This is a genomic window from Prevotella sp. P5-64, from assembly GCF_002251285.1.
Lineage (GTDB): Bacteria > Bacteroidota > Bacteroidia > Bacteroidales > Bacteroidaceae > Prevotella.
In genome coordinates this window covers 1-19,265 of record NZ_NPJK01000069.1, presented here as the reverse complement: position 1 = coordinate 19,265, position 19,265 = coordinate 1, and the positions used below count along the sequence as shown (strand labels likewise).

The window sequence follows — 19,265 nt, the reverse complement described above, 5'->3', positions numbered from 1 at the left end:
TTATTTACAAACTTTATGTCACAGTTTCGCATCGGAGTATATTCTTTTTTTCGTGGTAAAGTTAGTAAATATTTATAAATCAAGCATATACAAAGCTGTTTTTCTAATGGCGGTCATTAGAAAATGACAAGAAACTTTTTCTAATGACCGATTTGGGTTAAATACGTCAATCCTTTACGCTGTTTTCAGGAATATAGTTCACTTTGCACCTCGTTAAGATCCAATCAGTTTCACTCCCGAACGTTTCTTCCCGTGCTTCTTGTGCGGCCTGTAGGCATTGGCTGCGTGCTGTATGCCCCTCTGCTTGTGTCTGACGCACCCCCGACTATAGACACCTCGATTATTACAGACTACATCATGACCAATCTGCTTTGTGCGCTTCCCGCTGGAGTGCATACGGCAGCCGTAGTCTCTTGTTTGCCTGTGCCTGCAACCGACCTGTTGTGGTTAGGCCTCTTGCTCGTATTCAAATTTTACATCATACATAATTCAACTTTTACCACAGATGAGACCTCTACCCTGGGCTGGGGAACCGCAACTCCTACAGAGTTGCTGCTGCTGACGGCCTGTCAAATGGGTCGTATCTCGAGTTTTACATAGTGGATGGTACGCATCTCGGCGACCCTATTACCTTTCCGCGACGCACATCGCCACGCTGGTGACCTTCGGTTTAGAGTTGCCGCTGCTGATGGGTAGCCAGTGGGTTGGATATGGACTTGTCATTGGTATAAATTACGTTGATGTCGTGGGCGTGGGATGGGGCCGCAGTTGGCTGGTACGCACCCCCGGCAACTCTGACAGAGTTGCGATTTCATAGCCCAGGGTTGCGGGCACAGCCCGCTACCCTGGGTAATGCACCCACTAATATTGCTACTCTGTAAGAGTTGCGCTTAGCCGAAGGCGTTACTTGCAGCAGGATAATTGCCAGAAATGGGTTGGTGGAAATTATAAGATTGAGTATAACGCCTGCGGCCATTCGCAACACTCCCCACGCTGCCATCCCTTGTTAATAATTGTGCGCCGGTATGGTTTTTTATCGGAAAACATTTGTTGGCATTGAGTTTTTTACGTAATTTTGAGGCGCAAATGCAAATGTAACTTACGCCAACCACTAAAACATGACAATGACAGACACAAACAGCTTTGAGGGACTCATCTCACGCCTGCGCTCACTGGGCCGTAAGGTTCGTGTGGCAGCAGTGTGTCCCAACGACAACTCTTCGGCCGAGGCGCTGAAGCGTGCCGCCGGTGAGGGATGGATAGAACCCATAGTAGTAGACAATGCCGACCCTGCCCAGGCTGCCGCCGAGGCTGTGGCGATGGCCCATAGAGGCGAGTCTGATGTGCTGATGAAGGGGCTCATCAGTTCGGACATCTTGCTGCGTGCCATCCTCAACAAGGAGGTGGGTCTGCTGCGCCGTGGTGAGGTGCTTACCCATACCGCTGTGGCAGAGATGCCCGGCTATCACAAACTGGTGGCATACAGCGATGCCGCCGTCATACCTTATCCCACCCAGGAGCAGCGCATCAGCCAGACCCGCTATCTCGCCACCCTTTGCCACGGCATGGGCATCGACTGTCCGCGCATCTCGCTCATCCACTGTTCCGAACATATCGACGAGCGCCACTTCCCCCATACCGGCGGCTATGCCGACATCATCGAGCGCGGCCGTCAGGGCGAGTTTGGCCCCTGTATCATCGACGGCCCGCTGGACCTCAAGACCTCGATGTGTCCTGAGAGCCTCGCCGTCAAGGGCATCGACTCTCCCTTGGGTGGCGACGCCGACGCCCTGGTGTTCCCCGACATCGAGGCGGCCAACGTGTTCCACAAGACCATCACCCTGCTCGCCTCTGCCCGCATAGCCGCTGTGCTGCAGGGCCCCGATGTGCCCGTGGTGATGCCTTCGCGCGGCGACGATGCCGACAGCAAGTACTACAGTCTGGCCCTGGCTGCCCTCCAATCACTCAAAAACGCCTGACCCCATGCATATATTAGTCATCAATCCCGGCTCGACCTCTACCAAGATAGCCGTGTATCAGGACGCCACCCCCATCATGCTGCGCACCATTCGCCACACGGTGGAAGAACTGGCGCAGTTTGACGAAGTCACCGACCAGTACGATTTCCGCCGCAAGCTCGTCATCGACGAACTCAAGCGCATGGACATCGACTATCTCTTCGAGGCTGTGATAGGCCGTGGCGGTCTCGCCAAGCCCGTCTCGGGCGGTGTTTACGAAATCAATGAGAAGATGCTCGACGACACACGTCAAGCCATCCACAAGCACGCCTGTGACCTGGGCTGCATCATGGCCTACGAGATAGCGCGCATGATACCCGGTTGCCGTGCCTTCATCGCTGACCCCGGCGTGGTAGACGAGCTGTCGCCCCTTGCCCGCATCTGCGGTTCGCCCCTGATGCACCGCATCTGCATCTGGCATGCCCTCAACCAGCGCGCCATCGGCCGCCGTTATGCCCAGGAGATAGGCCGCCGTTATGAAGACCTCAACCTCATCATCTGCCACATGGGTGGCGGCATCTCTATCGCCGCCCACGAGAAAGGCCGTGCCATAGACGCCAACAACGCCCTCGACGGCGAGGGACCCTTCTCGCCCGAGCGTGCTGGTTCGCTGCCTGCAGCCGACCTGATACGCCTCTGCTTCAGCGGTCAGTTCACCGAGAAGGAACTGCTCAAGCGCATAGCCGGACAGGCTGGACTGATAGCCCACCTGGGCACCAACGACATGAAGGAAATCGAGAGCCGCATAGCCCGTGGTGACAAGCACGCCGAACTGGTGGTCGACGCCATGATCTATCAGGTGGCCAAGAATATCGCTTCCGAGGGCGCCGTGCTCTGTGGCAATATAGACGCCATACTGCTCACCGGCGGACTCGTGCGCTCCGACTATCTCGTCAGCCGTCTGCGCGAGCGCATCAGCTTCCTCGCCCCCATCCACTGCTATCCCGGCGAAGACGAGATGCAGGCACTGGCGTTCAACGCCCTCGATGTGCTGCACCACCGCCGCGAAGCCAAGGTGTATGAGTAGGCTGCCGCTGGAAGCATAGACCGACAACGGTCTGCCACTGGCGCCACCGCTGCCAGCCTGGCGGACCCGAAAGATTACACAGTCTGCCGCCGTGGCGTCAATCACGGCGGCAGACCTGCCATAAAAGGCGAGGCCAAGCATACTGGTGCTCGCCTTGTCAGTATCACATATAACAGTAAGTATTATGGGAATCATCGAAACTCTTATCATCGTGTGTGCGACAGCCGTCGTGGTGTGGGTGCTGGCGCGCATAGGCAACAGTCGGCAGGCGGCACGCACCATGCTCCTGCAGACCGAGAACGACACCCTGAAGGCACAGGCAGAGCAGCTGCAGCGCCAAGCCGACGAGCTCAGACAGCAGCACAGCGTGGCCATTACCGAGCGTGAACGCTATGCCACCCAAGCCGAGACCTACGGCAAGCAAGCCCAACAGTTGCAGGCTGCCATAGACCGGCAGAAAGAGGAACACCGCAGTGAGCTCGAGACTCAGGCAAAGAAGATGGGTGAAGAGTTTGCCCGCCAGAGTGCCGAGCTCAAGGCCCTCTATGAGAAGCAGAAGACTGAGACCGACGAGCACTATCGCCGTCAGCTCGACGAGATGCGCCAGCAGCAGGCGAAGCAGATGGAACAGCAGGCCGAGCTCATCAAAGAGCAGATCAACACCGCCTCGGAGACCATACTCAAGAAGCGGAGCGAAGAGCTCACTTCCAAGAACAGTGAGCAGCTGTCGGCCATCCTCAACCCGCTGCACGAAAACCTCAAGCAAATGCGTGAGGCGGTGGAGCGCAACGACCGCGACCAGGCCGACCGCATGGTGAAGCTCGACGCCACCATCAAGGAGAACCTGCGTCAGGCCAAGGAGGTGGGCGAGCGCGCCGACAAGCTGGCACAGGCGCTCACGAGCGAAAACAAGGTGCAGGGCAATTTCGGCGAGCTTCAGCTGCGTACGCTCCTTGAGAATATGGGGCTGGAAGAGGGCGTGCAGTTTGAAGAGCAGTCGACCATGCGCGATGAGCAGGGCAAGAGTCTTCGTGGCGACGACAGCGGATGCCGCATGATACCCGATGTCATCCTCCACTTCCCCGGCAACCGCGATGTCATCATCGATGCCAAGATGTCGCTCAAGGCCTTTGAGGACTACCACAACGCCGAGACCGACGAAGAGCGCGCCCAAGCCTTGGAGCGCCACATCACGTCGGTACGCAACCACATCAAGGAACTCGCCGCCAAACGCTACTACGAATATACCGGCAAGGGGAAGGCCAAACTCGACTTTGTGATGATGTACATCTACAGCGAGAGTGCTCTGCAGCTCGCTCTCGCCAATGCGCCCGACATCTGGAAGAGCGCCTACGACCAGGGCGTAATCATCTCGGGCAGCCAGACGCTCTATATGATGCTCCGCGTGCTGGAGATGACTTGGCGACAGGTGCGCCAGGCCGAGAACCAGGAAGAAATCATGAAGACAGCCAACGAACTGGTCAACAGGGTGCAGCTCTTCTATGAGCGCTTCCAGACCGCCGACGACATGCTGGTCAAGACGCGCCATGCCTTTGACGAGGTTAAGGGTGTCACCGCTCCTGCTGGCAAGAGCATAGCCACCTCTGCCCGCAAACTCATCAAAATGGGTGCTAAGGAGAATCTGAAGCGCAAGGCAAGACTGCCCCTACCTGTCGAAGAGGCTGAAGAGGAAGACGCCGACGAAAGCATAGAATGACAAGGGAGTAGGGTAGACAGCGACCTACATGGTTATATATAAGTAAACAGATATATAGATGAACAGAATCGTCATACTCGGCACCGGCCACGCCACCGTCACCCGGTGCTACAACACCTGCTTTGTCCTGCAGACCGACACGACCACCCTGCTGGTCGATGCCGGCGGCGGCAACGGTATACTGCAACGCCTCGAGCAGGCGGGGATAGCCATCAAGGACCTGCATCACATGTATGTCACTCACGCCCACACCGACCACATCCTGGGCACCATCTGGGTGATACGTATGGTGCTCTCGGCTACGGGCTATGAGGGTCGGTTTCATGTGTACAGCCATGCCAAAGTGCTGCGCGTCATCAGCATGATTTGCGGCGAGACGCTCTCGGCCAAGCACCGCCGCCTGATGGGCGAGCGTGTGGTCATGCACGAAGTGGGCGACGGTACCGGCTTCAATGTAGGCGACATAGGGATGCAGAGTTTCGACATCCACTCCAAGAAGGAACCCCAGTATGGCTTCCGTGCCACGCTGCCTGGTGGCGCGGTGGTGGTGTGTCTAGGCGACGAACCCTACAACCCGCTCTGCCGTCGCTACGCCGAAGGCGCCGACTGGCTCATGAGCGAAGCCTTCTGTCTCTATGCCGACCGCGACCGCTATTATCCCTATGAGAAGAGCCACAGCACGGCGCTCGATGCCGGACGCGTGGCTCACGAGCTCGGAGCCTCTCATCTGATACTCTACCACACCGAAGACGACCACCTCGACACCCGCCGCCAGCGCTATGCCGACGAGGCTGCCCAGGAGTATAAGGGTGGGATAGTGGTACCCGATGACGGTGATGTGATAGACTTGTAGCAAGAGGGTTTATCCCAAGGTGGATAGACTATAAATACTTCTATGGAGAGGATTTAGGGCGGGAGAATTGTACTCTTTATAGTTTTGGCGGACAGCAATAAAACGGAATAAAATAATTGCTACATCGCTCCATGAATGAGAAAAAACAGTACCTTTGTGAACATGAATCCAAAATAAATTATAGATATGAACAAGCTTTTAATCATGCTATTTTCATTGCTTACTGTTGTGATGTCAAGCAGTTGCGATGAAGTGAAAGACTCGCCCCTTTTGTTTAAGGCTACTTCAAATACTAATCCTGAATATATAAGTGTCAGCTATTATCCCGAAGAAATAGGTATAACTTTTTACCCTAAGGTATCGAAATACTTCATCTATTCGTATACTTATATTGATGGTGATTTAGAGCTGACATGCACTAACTGCGACAATATTAACTATTCATTAGATTGCAGTTTTGGAATAGTAAAAAACAATGTGGGGAAAGATATCTCTGCCACCGAGGAAGAGGTTGGTGTCTCTGTGAAAAATACCGACAATAAGACACTTCGCATTCACTTTGCCAAGTTGAAGGATGAAGATTTTCCGTCGGGCTTCTTAATCGCACAAGCCACTATAAAAGTATATGGTCGAGTAGGAGGAAAAGATGTAACCACAAATATTTCGGTTTATCGCTCAAGGTTTCGTAAGCAATCTGATGATGACATTAGTAAAAAGTAAAGACATCAAAGACTATGAAACTTCAATGAAGCGAAACTTCTCCTAATCAGCCTTTCAGTAAAGCCTTTGTCTTGCGCCCAAGCAACGTAGGACAAGGGCTTTTCCTTTGTGGGCAGCAGCCCAGTCTTCACCTCCTGTTACGCTTCGCTTCATCTGCACCTTTAGCTTTTGCAATCTCTCAGGCGTGGGAATCAATAACGAAAGGTAGCCAATCCAGATTTTCAAAGGAGTTATGGCGTGCCGCACCGCCTTTCCTGCACTTTGTGCATCTTTCCTATGCTGTTATCTGGTAGCTTACTCCATCGCCTCATGCAATATCTGTGGACGAACCTCACTTGTGTCACCAAGAGCAAGTTCAATCTCGACTGCTTCATCGCCACCTCGCTTGGTGTCACTACCTTCTAAGATGACAAGTCTGACTATGAGTATGATGTGGAGTCCTCGATGCTTACCTTCGAGGAAGTCAAACTCTTTTCGCAGCTCCTATATTTTGAGGTGAATGGGATTGAGGTGTATATGTAGTTTGGTTACCAAGTTATGTTAATTGGCTGCTATTTTGATTGTTCCGCTGATAACATCGGTTTGCATCTGAAGAACATGTATGGTACGAATGAATTGAACCAGGAGGCAACTACCGAGAAAATCTCGGTAGTTCAACAAGAAGGTGCGAGAGTGGTTCGGCGCAATACGTTGTTCTATAACCTCGATGCCATCATCTCCGTGGGCTATCGAGTCAATCTTATCCAGGACAGGGATATAATATAACCAATTACGGCAAGTCCAAGGCGGATAGACTATAAAACCGGGAAGCCTCGCCCGTCCCCCGTTATGGCTGGGACGAGCGAGGCTTCTCCTTTTCTTCTTCAAAACCGAAGGCAGCGTCGCTCTCGCCACGCATAGCCTCGCGCAGGTCTTTCCAGTTCTGAAAGCCGGCAAGCAGCGCAAGTCGGTCGAGTGTCTTGTCTGATGGGCGGCGGCCGTGAGTGACCAGCTGCCACAGCCGGCGGGCATCAACATGGCGCACGATGCCCGATTCCAATCCTCTGAGAAGTGTCTCTAACTCCCGTTTCATAACATCTGATAATTGCTCATAAACAATATGGGTGCAAAAATACGAAAAAATACTGTATGTCAACCACGGGGTGTAATCTTTTTTTCGTAATTTTGCACCCGAAAGTATATAATACTCACAAGATGAAAGAACTTGCACTTAAGTACGGATGTAATCCGAACCAGAAGCCTTCCCGTATCTTTATGGAGGAAGGCGAATTGCCCCTCCAGGTTATCAACGGCCGCCCAGGCTACATCAATTTCCTTGACGCCCTCAACTCCTGGCAGCTGGTGCGCGAACTCAAAGCTGCAACAGGACTTCCCGCCGCAGCGTCGTTCAAGCACGTGAGCCCTGCCGGTGCTGCCATCGGTCTGCCCCTGACCGACACGCTGCGTCACATCTACTTTGTTGATGACGTCGACTTCGAACTCTCGCCCCTCGCTTGTGCCTATGCTCGTGCACGCGGTGCCGACCGTATGTGTTCGTATGGCGACTTTGTGGCGCTGAGCGATGTGTGTGACAAGGCTACTGCCCTGCTCATCAAGCGCGAGGTAAGCGACGGCGTGATAGCTCCGGGTTATACCGACGAGGCTCTCGCCGTGCTCCGCGACAAGCGCAAGGGTACCTACAACGTGATACAGATAGACCCCGACTACCAGCCCGCGCCCATCGAGCGCAAGCAGGTGTTTGGCATCACCTTCGAGCAGGGACGCAACGAGATACGTCTCGACGATCCCGCTCTCTTTGAGAACATCCCTACCCAGAACAAGACCTTCACCGATGAGGCTCGCCGTGACCTGGTCATCGCCCTCATCACCCTGAAATATACCCAGAGCAACTCGGTATGCTATGTCAAGGACGGACAGGCCATCGGTATCGGCGCCGGACAGCAGAGCCGTATCCACTGCACCCGTCTGGCTGGCAGCAAGGCCGACACATGGTGGATGAGGCAGTGTCCCAAGGTAATGGCGCTCCCCTTCAAGCCAGGCATACGTCGCGCCGACCGCGACAACACCATCGACGTGTATATCTCTGACGAGTGGGAAGACGTGCTGCGCGACGGCACTTGGGAGATGTTCTTCACCGAGAAGCCAGAACCTCTCACCGCAGAAGAGCGCCGTGAGTGGCTCGCCCAGAACAAGGGCGTGGCACTGGGCAGCGATGCCTTCTTCCCCTTCGGCGACAATATCGAGCGTGCCCACAAGAGCGGCGTAGAGTATATCGCACAGGCTGGAGGCAGCATACGCGACGACAATGTTATCGACACCTGCGACAAGTATGGCATAGCCATGGCGTTTACAGGTGTACGCTTGTTCCATCATTAATCCATCACAGACTATGGCAGACATCGACGATATCATCGAGGGCGGACTTGTGTTCAGAAGCGCGCCCAAAGGCAATGGCGGTCAAGACGGTAAAGTGAAGACCAAAGCCAAGAAGAAAAAGTATATCACCGGTGCCCACGGCTCGGGCTCGGCAAGGCAGAAAGCCAAATACCGTGAACAGAGAGCCAACCGAGGCAAAGGCAGAAAGTAACGCCAATGCTGATACAGAAAATGGGGACTATACGCCAACCAAGCGGCGGATAGTCCCCATTGTTGTTAAACTCTATACTGGATTAGAGGGCGAACTTGTAACCTACGGTAATCTGGAATACGCTGTTCTTGTAGTCGCTGTTCTCATATACCTTGGTGAGGCCCCAGTTGTAACGGCCGTCGATGACAACATTGTCAAACTGGTAAGAAACGCCGATTGGAATAGAGAGGTCTACAGTCTTGGCGTCTACGCTTGTGGTGACAGATGAACTGCCGCGGGCTGCCTTGTACTCACTGTTTACGTTGAAACCGGGCTGAAGACCGAGTTTGACAGCAAAACCAGGAGCTACATATACGTTGGCAAGCAGAGGGATGTTGATGTAGTCGGCCTTCAAGGTCTCGGTAACACCGCCGTCCTTGTACTTGGCACCCTGCATCGAGTAGAGAGCTCCGAAGCTCAAGCCTACCATGTCAGAAAGACCATATTCAAACTCACCACCGGCAACAAGACCGAAACGGGCATCAGAGCCTTCGCACTTCTGGAAGTCTGCGATGTTAAGACCTACTTTTGGGGCAAATGTGAACTGTCCAACGCTGTTCTGGGCGAATGTGGCTGCTGAGGCCAGTAACATTACTGCTACAAATAAAATCTTTTTCATGATCTATGTGTTTTGAGTTAATACTATTGGCGCCGTCGGTAATGGCGGTGCCATTTATCTGCTGCAAATATAATGTGTTATTGCAAACTGTGCAAGAGTTGTAGCCGTTTTTTTTCACATGCTGTTCTAAAAGTTGCGCAACTTGTTCAGTTTTTCCACTCGTCAGGGCGTCGGGCGGTGCAATGATGGTCATGCGGAGCGTGCTTTTCACTGTCTGTCATGTATTTTTATCGGAAATTGGGGTATGTTTCAGTATTTTTGTCGTAAATTTGCAAGAGATAGTGGTGGGGCGCAGCTCCAAGGGCGCCGTTACACCTTATTATATATATAATGTGATGCACGTGATGAAGAAATATATCCTTATTGTCCTGATGGCTGTCGTAGCCACGATGGCTGCCGACGCCCAGGAACGCAAGGTCGAGAACCGCCCTTATACCGACCTGCGCCCATTCCATTTCGGTATACTCGTGGGAACCCACATGCAGGATATGGAAATGGTCAACGTAGGCCCGCAGACCATCACTGCCGAGGACGGAACCCAGCAGCAGGTGCTCATCTCTGCCGACCAGGACCGCTGGGATGCTGGTCTCAACGTGGGTGTACTGGGCGAATTCCGTCTGAGTCAGAATTTCCAGTTTCGTGTAGCCCCAGCCCTCTACTTTGGCAACCGTCATCTCACCTTCCATCATCAGACCCAGACCGACGCTGGTGGCAACCGCATCGTGCGCTATCAGGACCTGAAGTCTATCTACGTGTCTTCGGCGCTCGACCTCATCTTCGCCGCGCCGCGCTTCAACAATCACCGTCCCTATATCATGGCGGGTATCAACCCCATGATTAATCTGAGCGGCAGAGATGACGACATCGTGCGACTGAAGCGTTATGACACCTTTGCCGAGGTGGGCTTGGGCTGCGACTTCTACCTGCCTTACTTCAAGTTGAGGCCCGAACTGAAGTTCATGTTCAGTCTTATCAACAGCCTCGACACCTCCCATCCCGACAAGCTCAAGGACGACGCGATGAAGCCTTTCGCACGCAGCATCAGCGAGACGCGCACCAAGATGATAGTGCTTACATTCTACTTTGAATAGACCCTAAAACGAAACTCATTAACTATTAAAAATAAACAACCAATGAAGATTAAACACATCTCGATGATCGTGCTGCTCTGGATGATGACCATCCAAGCCACGGCACAACAAGTGAAATGGATGAACCCCATGGACGGTGACGAGCCCTACATCTGCGGACGCGCCTGGAACAAGGAAATGGGAAAGAGTTATGACCGTCTGCCCGAGCGATTCGCTGCCACGCTGCCCAAGAACGTGTGGAGCCTGAAGGCCCAGACCGCCGGCGTCATCGTGCGCTTCGTCTCCAACTCCAAGACTATCCGCGTGCGCTACGGATGTCCGTCAAACAACTACAACGGCTTCAATATGACCGGTATCAACAAGTCGGGCGTAGACCTCTACGGCAAGACTCCCGACGGTGATACCCACTGGATAGCCAACCACATGAGTTGGAAGATGAAGGCCGACACCGCCCGCATGGAATGGCAGAACCTGACCTTCAAGAACAAGAGCCGTGGCGTGGAGTATACCCTCTATCTGCCCAACTACAACGGCGTGAAGTGGCTCGAGGTAGGTGTCGACGCCAATGCCAGCTTCCAGTTCATCCACCAGTCGCCCGAGCGCCCCATCGTCATCTACGGCTCGTCCATCATCCAGGGTGCCTCTCCCTCGCGTCCCGGTATGGCGATTACCAATATCGTGGAGCGCGAGATGGAATATCCCGTCATCAATCTGGGCTTCTCGGGCTCAGCCCGCATGGAGCCTGCCGTTTTCGACATGCTCAGCGAGATCAACGCCCGTGCCTTCGTCGTTGACGCCATGCCCAACAGCTTCAACCTCAAGGAGCCCGAAATCATCAAGCGTGCCAAGGAGGGTGTGATGAAGCTGCGCGCCAAGAGCGATGCCCCCATCCTGCTCTGCGAGTGCCACCCCACGCCCGACAGCGTGTTCCGCGCCAATGTCGCCGCCAAGTACAACCGTGGCAACGCCGCTCTCCACAAAGCCTACGATGAGCTCAAGGCCGAGGGAGTCAAGAACCTCTTCTATATGAACAAGGCCGACATCGCCTTTGGCGAAGAGTATATGATAGAGGGTTCTCACCCCAACGACCTGGGTTGCCGCGCCTATGCCGACGCCTATATCAAGAAGCTGCGCGAGATGCTCGCCGAGGACGCACCCAACAAGGTGTTCCCTCCCGTCACACAGCGTCGCGACGGATGCTATGAATGGCGCGTGCGCCATAACCAGGTGGTCGAGCTCAACCACACCACCGACCCCGAGATACTGCTTATCGGCAACTCTATCACCCACTTCTGGGGCGGCAATCCCGTCAACGGTGTCAACAATGGCGGAGCCGCCTGGGGCAAGACCTTCGGCAAGCGCCGCGTTACCAATATGGGCTTCGGATGGGATCGTATAGAGAACGTCTTCTGGCGTATCTACCACGGAGAGCTCGAGGGCTGCAAGCCCAAGCACATCTGTCTGCTCATCGGTATCAACAACTACTATGTCAACACCGAGGAGGAGATAGCACAGGGTATCGTTGACCTCACAGCCCTCATCCGTGAGCGCCAGCCCCAGGCCAAGATTCACGTGCTCAAGGTCTATCCCGCCAAGAACCGTGAGGTCAAGGTGGCACGCATCAACGAGCTGCTCGAGCAGAAGTTTGTGGCAGACGACAAGACCGAACTCGTAGACCTCACCGACTGCCTGACTCTCAAGGACGGTTCGGGCAAGATTGATCCCACCTGCTTCATGAAGGACGGACTGCACCCCAACGAGAAGGGTTACACCCTGCTGGGCAAGCAGCTCAAGAAGCACCTCAAGTAAACCATACCCATCATCAATGACAAAGCCCTCGGCGCCGATAGCGTCGAGGGCTTTGTGGTAGATGGTCGCTGTGGTTACTTGCGCTTCACCTTCAGTTCTATCTTGCCTACATAGATGGCGTGCTTGCCGTTCTGGTCTACGGGTACCTGACGGCCGTCAAGGTCCTTGACATAGCGCAGCGTCTGGAAGTAGGTGTGGCTGTGGCCACCCAGCACCAGGTCGATGCCGCGCGAGTGGCTTATCACCTCCTGGTCGCTCATGCCGCGCTCGAGCCAACCCAGATGCGACAGGCAGATGACTACATCGCAGCCTTCGCGAGTGCGCAGCAGCTGCGCCATCTCGTTGGCGGTGGCGATGGGGTCGAGGTATTCCACGCCGCCTATCTTCTTGTCGTCCACGAGACCCTTGAGTTTGGGGTCGATGCCGAACACGCCGATGCGCACACCCTTGACGTGGAACACGCGATAGCGCTCGACTTTGCCCTCGAGCGGTGTGCCCGTGAAGCGATAGTTGGCGCAGAGCACGGGGAACTTGGCCATGTCGAAGAGACGTGCCATATTCTCCACGCCGAAGTCAAACTCGTGGTTGCCGATGGTAGAGGCGTTGACGCCCATACGGTTCATCAGCTCTATCTCCACTTCGCCCTTGAAGAGGCTGTAGTAGGGTGAGCCCTGCGAGAAGTCGCCGCTGTCGAAGACCAGCAGGTCGGGGTCCTTGAGCCGCTCCTGGCGCAGCATCTCGATGCGGCGCAGAAAGCCGCCACGCCCGGCCACGGCGGTGTCGGCGAGGTTGGGGTTGAGCGGCAGGATGCAGCTGTGGGTGTCGTTGGTGTGCATGATGGTGATGGTCACCGTCTTGCGGGCTGCGGCTGCGGTACATACGACGATGGCGGCAGCCAGTATCATGATGCGTTTCATAAGTCTTCTCCTATGTTTACTGGACCTTGATACGCCCCTCAATGGCAGCGTCGACCGTGCCATGGGTGCGGAAGTAGTCCATGATGATATATCTCACGTTGTTCTCTTCGGTCTGTGGCGACACCAGCTGCGTCTTCTGCTTGAAGGCGTCGAGCTTGTCGTTGCCCTGGGCCAGATAGTCCAGGGTGGCTATGCGGTAAGAGGCATTGGGGTCTATGGGCTTGCCTCCCACGGTGGCGGAAACCAGCTTGTGGTCGCTGCTGATGACCAGTGCCACCTCGTGGCTCACTCCCTCGCCGCCTACTGCTGCTATCTGCTCGAAGAGCTGGGTCACCTGGGCGCCGGTGAGGGTGAGCAGGCACAGCTTGTTGTCAAAGGGGGCCACATCGACCACGTCGCCGATGGTCACCTTGCCCTTGGCGAGCGAGGCGCGGATACCGCCCATGTTGTATACGGCAAAGTCGGGATGCTCGCCGAAGCGGGCTGAGCCCCATATCAGTATGTCGCTCAGTAGATTGGAAAGCGCGCCTTCGGGGCGGCGCACGGTCAGGTCGCGGGCGACGGTGCCTACCACCGGACTCATGAGCGAATCGACTTTGTGGGTGTAGGGCGCCAGAAACTTGTGCGCCTCGGTGTCTTGGGTGTCGTACCGGCTGTCTATCAGGATGCGCGAGCGCGTAATCTCGCTTACCTCGTAGTGGGACCGGCAGCCCGCTATCGCCAGCGTGACGGGGAGGACGAGAGCCAAAAGGGTTTTCTTCATATTTGTAATGTCGTTTAGTTGATTGCAAGGCGCATGGCGGCTCGGCGAGCCTCGCCTCGGTGCAAAAGTAGGAATATTTTTTGACTTACGCTTGGCTTTGCGCCGCTTTTTTTTCGTGTGGCGGGGCGATTTGGGCGTGTTCGGACGGTGGTGATGGTTACTGCCAGCCTCTGATCTGCTCACGGTAGACAGACGGGAGTAGACTCCCGGGCAGGGTAGGGTGGCTACGGCGGTCAGGGTTATGTCCTTTATCCCCAAACGGCCATTAGGGCTTGCTTGGATTTTGCTTTTAGAGTGGATTTAGTTTGGCTTATTGCTGGCAAAAGTCCTGTCGGGGTAACGCCTGCGGCTAAACGCGACACTTACAGCGTTGCTATATTAGTGGGGGTATCTTACCCTGGGTAGCGTGCTTTCGCCCACAACCCAGGGCTATGTAATCACAACTCCATTACCTTTCCGTGGCGCACTGCGCCACGCCGGTGACCGTTGGTTCAGAGTTGCCAAGGTTGCGTACCATCCACCATGGGCTACCCCATCATTGTATGCGCACAACACATCATGGGCAAACATCATTCCACCCTTGGGTGCATACCATCCATCATGGTTAGCCAATTACTGCCCAAATATGTTTGACCATTCATATAGGAAGACGGTACGCACCCCCGGCAACTCTGTAGGAGTTGCGATTCCCCAGCCCAGGGTTGAGGTGCGCAGCGCCTCTACCCTGGGTATACATACAAAAAAGAAATGCAACGCTGTAAGTGTTGCGCTTAGCCGAAGGCGTTACTCACAGCAGGAAATGCAAATACTTTTGGCTTTTAATGAGTAATAACGAGCTATTGCGAATAACAAAACAAACAAAAGATGCCTTGTAAAAGACCATAGACTGAGAGCAGTCATCTGGTAACACGGCAAACGGCATATTTATATATTTGGGAGTGATTTTTGCGCCAGCAGGGGGCATTTTACCCCCCCCCGTTTGGCTTTTTTTTGAGGTAAAATGTAAAAATATTAAAGAATTATGATTACATTGTTAATAATTTTTGTTACTTTTGCACTGTTTGTTTACTTAGACTAACCCGATGCGGGTAATCCGTCCGAAATGGCGGACCATGAAGGATGGCGTTTTCCGCATAAACGAGAATGAAAGAGATTTCCCTTAGGGGAAATACCGATGTGAAGAATTATAATAATCATCATGCTGGGCAAAATTTACAACTGGTATTTTCGCAAGTCAGCCTTACCCCGCTGGGCTGTTGTGATTTTCGATGTAGTGCTGTGCTTCTTCAGCGCTCTGTTCGTTATCTGGCTGCGCCATAGTGCGCAGGATATCCTCAACGAGTGGTCATTGCTGTTCCCCTCATTGCTGGCTATCTGCGCCGCCAATGTCGTGGGCTTCCGTGTCTTTCGTACCTATTCGGGCATACTGCGCTTTTCGCAGTTTGTAGACTTGTTGCGCATAGTCTACTCCACGCTTCTGGCGTTCTTTGTCTATCTTGCGTTCAATTATGCAGTCATCAACTACGGTTGGGAGAATGTCTTCTATGCCTTCACCGGACGTAAGCTGATAGCCATCTTTGGTGGTATACTCACCGTGTTGTGCATCTCTCGCATCATCATCAAGATGGTGTTTGAGAATGCTCTCGTGGGCGACCACGCACGCCGCACCCTCATCTACGGAACCCACGCCGGAGCCATAGCCATCACCAACGAGGCGCTGAACACCAAGCCCGTCAAGTTTGTCATCGACGGATACATCGGCGACAGCAAGCCCCACTACAAGGAAAAACTCATGGGACGACACATCTATTCGACCCGAGAGGACCTGGCTGCCATCATACGCAAGCGCAAGATAGAGGCAGTAATGGTGAGTCCGCTCAAGCACGACCTCTTCCTGAAGAACCGCAAACTGCAGGACCTCTTCATCGAGGCAGGACTTAAGATATACGTCGCCCAGAGCACAGAGAAGTGGGACAAGGATAGCGAGACACAGATGAAGGTGTCGATGCGAGAGGTGAAGATAGAGGACTTGCTGCCACGCGAAGAAATCAAGGTCGACATGGACAGTGTGGGCAAGCTGCTCAGCGGCCGCAAGGTGCTCATCACAGGTTCGGCTGGCTCGATAGGCAGCGAGATGGTGCGACAGATAGCCATCTATCATCCCGCAGAGATGATGCTCATAGACCAGGCAGAGACGCCACAGCACGACATCCGTCTGATGATGAAAAAGGACTATCCCGACATCTTGGCGCACACCGTGGTGACAAGCATCTGCAAGCAAGACCGCATGGAGGCAATCTTCAGTGAGTTCCGCCCAGACTACGTGTTCCACGCCGCAGCCTACAAGCATGTGCCCATGATGGAAGACAACCCCAGCGAGAGTGTGCAGAACAATGTGTGGGGTACCAAGGTGATAGCCGACCTCAGTGTCAAGTACGGCGTCAAGAAGTTTGTGATGATTTCCACCGACAAGGCGGTCAACCCCACCAATGTGATGGGCTGTTCCAAGCGCATCTGCGAGATTTATGTGCAGAGCCTCGACAAGGCCATCAAGGAGGGCAAGATAGAGGGTGTCACCCAGTTTGTCACCACGCGCTTCGGCAATGTGCTCGGTTCCAACGGCTCTGTCATCCCTCTCTTCCGCAAGCAGCTGGCAGAGGGCGGACCGCTCACGGTGACCCATCCCAAGATTATCCGTTTCTTCATGCTCATCCCCGAAGCCTGCAAGCTGGTGCTCGAAGCCGGTACCCACGGCAAGGGTGGCGAGATATTCGTCTTCGACATGGGCGAGCCAGTGAGGATAGCCGACCTGGCGCGCCGAATGATACAGCTCAGCGGCGCCAAGAACGTGGAGATACAGTTCACCGGACTGCGCGACGGAGAGAAACTCTACGAAGAGGTGCTCAGCGAGAACGAGAATACGCTGCCTTCATTCCACGAGAAGATACGTATCGCCCAGGTGCGCAGCTATGAATATGAGGACGCCGAGCGCGAGATCGAAGAGCTGAACGACATCGCTGCCGGTTACGACGACATGGCTACGGTGGCTAAGATGAAGCACATCGTGCCCGAGTATATCAGCAAGCACTCCAAGTACGAAGTCCTCGACAAAGACTCGACCGTGGCATAGCCCACGCATCCACTGATACCCGTCAATGGCATCGCCCCGCCCATATAGAGATATGTGGGCGGGGCGATGCGCGTTTGTGGGGTGAGAGGGGGCTGGGGCAGAGGTGCCGGCGGTGGCATCAGCGGCATCATCGTCGCCCCAGTGGCGTTCTCAGTCGTCCTCGGCTCGGTCGCAGCCGGCAGCTTAGACGCGGCTCACGATTTCGTCGATGCTCTTGCGCTTCTTCTCGGGCTGCTGACAGTCGTCGGCAATGTGGCCGATAGGGATGATGGCGACAGGCTCCATCGGGGCTTGGGCAAACAGCTCGCGGGTGAGAGCCACATTGAAGTTGCATACCCAGCAGGTGCCCAGACCGCGCTCGGCGGCAGCCAGGCAGAGATGCTCGGTGGCTATGGCTAGGTCTATGTCGCCGTGGGCGTGGCTGTCTTCGGCGCGCACCCAGTTTTCTTCCGTGTTCTTCAGACAGACGATGTAGAGTGGGGCAGTGGCAAACCATTCGCGGTTGTAGCATCGGCGCAGACGGGCTTTGGCGTCATCGCTCTCCACGATGACAAAGTGCCACGGCTGGCGGTTGCAGGCAGAGGGAGCCATGCGCACACACTCCATGATGTAGTTGAGGTCGGCTTGGGCGACAGCCTCGTCAGTGAAGCGTCTTGCGGAGAAGCGCTTCTCGGTAAGTTGAAGGAATTCCATAATCGTAGCAATCAAAAAGCGACACGCCCCATTGCTGGAGAGTGTCGCTCTAAATCGTTGTGTTGTCTCTATGCGATTATTCGCCCAGGCTGATAGCCTCGTTGGGGCAAACACTTGCGCAAGTGCCGCACTCTGTACAAGCGTCGGGGTTGATAGAATACTTTTCGCCTTCAGAGATAGCGCCTACAGGACACTCATCGATACATGTACCGCAAGCGATACAATCGTCACTAATTACGTATGCCATAATCTTTAATTTTATATTGTTAATAATCTTGTTCTCAATACATCATAGCAGGTTCTCCATGCACCACAGCTCGTTTGCTCAGCGCCACAGCCAGTTCGCCATGCGCCACAGCTCCTTTCCGCTGCGCTACAGCCAGTTCTCAGCGCGCTATGGCAGTTTCCTCTGCACCATAGGCTGTTCTCTATGCACGATAGAATACCTACTAATGTTGGTTGCAAAGTTACAACTTAATTCTGACATACCTACAAATAGTGATAAAATTTTTATAGTTTTTCCCGTTTTTTTATTCTTACCCCTCCCTTCACGCCGTGCTCACCTCCACAATATTTATGACCATCTCTGCGAAAATTATGACCATCTCCACGCCGCTGGAGGGTACCTCCACGAAAATTATGATGACCTTCACAAAAATTATAATGGCCTCCACAAAAATTATGATGACCTTTGTGAAGATTATAATGACCTCCACAAATGATATAACCACCTCCGCGTTCTTGCTGTCCATCTCCGCCACACCCCAAGTCCTTTTCACCCCGAAGGAGCATCTTCCGAAACCTGTGCAGGTCAATGGCGTGACGCCCGAAGTTCTAATCTTTTCCGCCGAAACCTTGGTGGTTTGACGATTATGCCGTAATTTTGTGGGCGCACAGCCCGAACCGATAGCTCGGAAGGCTGGTTGCTATACCTTATTATATATATAGAAGAATTATGGACCAAAAGAATAACGAGCAGACCATGCAGCTGCAACTGGACATTAAGCCCGAGGTGGCTCGAGGCATCTATGCCAACCTGGTGTTGATTAACCACTCACACAGTGACTTCGTGATAGACTTCGCGCAGGCATTGCCGGGCATGCCCAAGCCCGAGGTGGCAAGCAGGATGATTATGGCGCCCGAGCACGCCAAGCGCCTGCTCATGGCGTTGCAAGAGAATGTGCTAAAGTACGAGCAGGCTTTCGGGCGGATTGACCTCGGCACCGCTGAGGACCAGCGCATGATACCTCCCATTGCCCCCACCAGCGGCGAGGCCTAAGGC

At 54.2% G+C, this 19,265-nt stretch carries 18 protein-coding genes and 1 pseudogene; 12 read left to right on the top strand and 7 right to left on the bottom strand.

Annotated features, from left to right (window positions below):
* Positions 1 to 1,124: 1,124 nt before the first annotated feature.
* The 6 genes and pseudogenes from CIK87_RS12470 to rhuM form a co-directional block, all read left to right on the top strand.
* Positions 1,125 to 1,979, top strand: coding sequence for a phosphate acyltransferase (locus CIK87_RS12470; protein ID WP_094387443.1), 855 nt, complete (start codon positions 1,125 to 1,127; stop codon positions 1,977 to 1,979).
* A 4-nt stretch (positions 1,980 to 1,983) separates the two neighbouring features.
* Positions 1,984 to 3,045: a butyrate kinase gene (gene buk, locus CIK87_RS12465; protein WP_094387442.1), complete on the top strand. Its 1,062-nt coding sequence runs from the start codon at positions 1,984 to 1,986 to the stop codon at positions 3,043 to 3,045.
* Positions 3,046 to 3,229: 184 nt separating this feature from the next.
* Positions 3,230 to 4,762: a DNA recombination protein RmuC gene (rmuC, locus tag CIK87_RS12460; protein ID WP_254046559.1), complete on the top strand. Its 1,533-nt coding sequence runs from the start codon at positions 3,230 to 3,232 to the stop codon at positions 4,760 to 4,762.
* Positions 4,763 to 4,820: 58 nt separating this feature from the next.
* Positions 4,821 to 5,615: an MBL fold metallo-hydrolase gene (locus CIK87_RS12455; RefSeq protein ID WP_094387441.1), complete on the top strand. Its 795-nt coding sequence runs from the start codon at positions 4,821 to 4,823 to the stop codon at positions 5,613 to 5,615.
* Positions 5,616 to 5,801: 186 nt separating this feature from the next.
* A complete protein-coding gene (locus CIK87_RS12450; protein ID WP_094387440.1) occupies positions 5,802 to 6,335 on the top strand; it encodes a hypothetical protein in 534 nt (177 codons plus the stop codon).
* Positions 6,336 to 6,890: 555 nt separating this feature from the next.
* Positions 6,891 to 7,082: pseudogene (gene rhuM, locus CIK87_RS12445) on the top strand (RhuM family protein); the annotation flags it as partial.
* A gap of 79 nt (positions 7,083 to 7,161) precedes the next feature.
* Here the strand turns inward: rhuM and CIK87_RS12440 are convergent.
* On the bottom strand, positions 7,162 to 7,407 hold the full coding sequence (locus CIK87_RS12440) for a hypothetical protein (RefSeq protein WP_022311322.1): 246 nt from the start codon (positions 7,405 to 7,407) through the stop codon (positions 7,162 to 7,164).
* A gap of 56 nt (positions 7,408 to 7,463) precedes the next feature.
* On the opposite strand from CIK87_RS12440, the gene CIK87_RS12435 reads away from it, so the two are divergent.
* Together CIK87_RS12435 and CIK87_RS12430 are read left to right on the top strand one after the other, a co-directional pair.
* Positions 7,464 to 8,711 carry a phosphoribosylaminoimidazolecarboxamide formyltransferase gene (locus tag CIK87_RS12435; RefSeq protein ID WP_094387438.1) on the top strand — a complete coding sequence of 416 codons (1,248 nt, stop codon included), beginning with the start codon at positions 7,464 to 7,466 and terminating at the stop codon, positions 8,709 to 8,711.
* 13 nt (positions 8,712 to 8,724) lie between these two features.
* Complete coding sequence (locus tag CIK87_RS12430) at positions 8,725 to 8,922, top strand: hypothetical protein (RefSeq protein WP_022311324.1); 198 nt, start codon at positions 8,725 to 8,727, stop codon at positions 8,920 to 8,922.
* An 82-nt stretch (positions 8,923 to 9,004) separates the two neighbouring features.
* On the opposite strand, the gene CIK87_RS12425 is transcribed toward CIK87_RS12430, so the two are convergent.
* Positions 9,005 to 9,580 carry a porin family protein gene (locus tag CIK87_RS12425; protein ID WP_094387437.1) on the bottom strand — a complete coding sequence of 192 codons (576 nt, stop codon included), beginning with the start codon at positions 9,578 to 9,580 and terminating at the stop codon, positions 9,005 to 9,007.
* 344 nt (positions 9,581 to 9,924) lie between these two features.
* On the opposite strand from CIK87_RS12425, the gene CIK87_RS12420 reads away from it, so the two are divergent.
* Both CIK87_RS12420 and CIK87_RS12415 read left to right on the top strand, forming a co-directional pair.
* Positions 9,925 to 10,671, top strand: coding sequence for a porin family protein (locus tag CIK87_RS12420; protein WP_022311326.1), 747 nt, complete (start codon positions 9,925 to 9,927; stop codon positions 10,669 to 10,671).
* A gap of 42 nt (positions 10,672 to 10,713) precedes the next feature.
* On the top strand, positions 10,714 to 12,480 hold the full coding sequence (locus tag CIK87_RS12415) for an SGNH/GDSL hydrolase family protein (protein ID WP_094387436.1): 1,767 nt from the start codon (positions 10,714 to 10,716) through the stop codon (positions 12,478 to 12,480).
* 74 nt (positions 12,481 to 12,554) lie between these two features.
* Here the strand turns inward: CIK87_RS12415 and CIK87_RS12410 are convergent, their stop codons facing one another.
* Positions 12,555 to 13,397, bottom strand: a complete 843-nt coding sequence (locus CIK87_RS12410; protein ID WP_022311328.1) for a bifunctional UDP-sugar hydrolase/5'-nucleotidase — start codon at positions 13,395 to 13,397, stop codon at positions 12,555 to 12,557.
* A gap of 16 nt (positions 13,398 to 13,413) precedes the next feature.
* Complete coding sequence (locus CIK87_RS12405; protein WP_094387435.1) at positions 13,414 to 14,160, bottom strand: 5'-nucleotidase C-terminal domain-containing protein; 747 nt, start codon at positions 14,158 to 14,160, stop codon at positions 13,414 to 13,416.
* A 1,198-nt stretch (positions 14,161 to 15,358) separates the two neighbouring features.
* Here CIK87_RS12405 and CIK87_RS12400 point away from each other — a divergent pair.
* Positions 15,359 to 17,290, top strand: coding sequence for a polysaccharide biosynthesis protein (locus tag CIK87_RS12400; protein WP_371327126.1), 1,932 nt, complete (start codon positions 15,359 to 15,361; stop codon positions 17,288 to 17,290).
* Positions 17,291 to 17,473: 183 nt separating this feature from the next.
* Here CIK87_RS12400 and CIK87_RS12395 read toward each other — a convergent pair whose 3' ends face one another.
* The 3 genes from CIK87_RS12395 to CIK87_RS12385 form a co-directional block, all read right to left on the bottom strand.
* Positions 17,474 to 17,983 (bottom strand): nitroreductase family protein, encoded by a 510-nt coding sequence (locus CIK87_RS12395; protein WP_094387433.1) that lies wholly within the window; start codon positions 17,981 to 17,983, stop codon positions 17,474 to 17,476.
* Positions 17,984 to 18,059: 76 nt separating this feature from the next.
* Complete coding sequence (locus CIK87_RS12390; protein WP_022311332.1) at positions 18,060 to 18,230, bottom strand: 4Fe-4S binding protein; 171 nt, start codon at positions 18,228 to 18,230, stop codon at positions 18,060 to 18,062.
* A gap of 301 nt (positions 18,231 to 18,531) precedes the next feature.
* Positions 18,532 to 18,798 carry a hypothetical protein gene (locus tag CIK87_RS12385; RefSeq protein ID WP_144008222.1) on the bottom strand — a complete coding sequence of 89 codons (267 nt, stop codon included), beginning with the start codon at positions 18,796 to 18,798 and terminating at the stop codon, positions 18,532 to 18,534.
* Positions 18,799 to 18,938: 140 nt separating this feature from the next.
* Here CIK87_RS12385 and CIK87_RS12380 point away from each other — a divergent pair, with 140 nt between their 5' ends.
* Positions 18,939 to 19,262: a DUF3467 domain-containing protein gene (locus tag CIK87_RS12380; protein ID WP_094387431.1), complete on the top strand. Its 324-nt coding sequence runs from the start codon at positions 18,939 to 18,941 to the stop codon at positions 19,260 to 19,262.
* Positions 19,263 to 19,265: the final 3 nt, after the last annotated feature.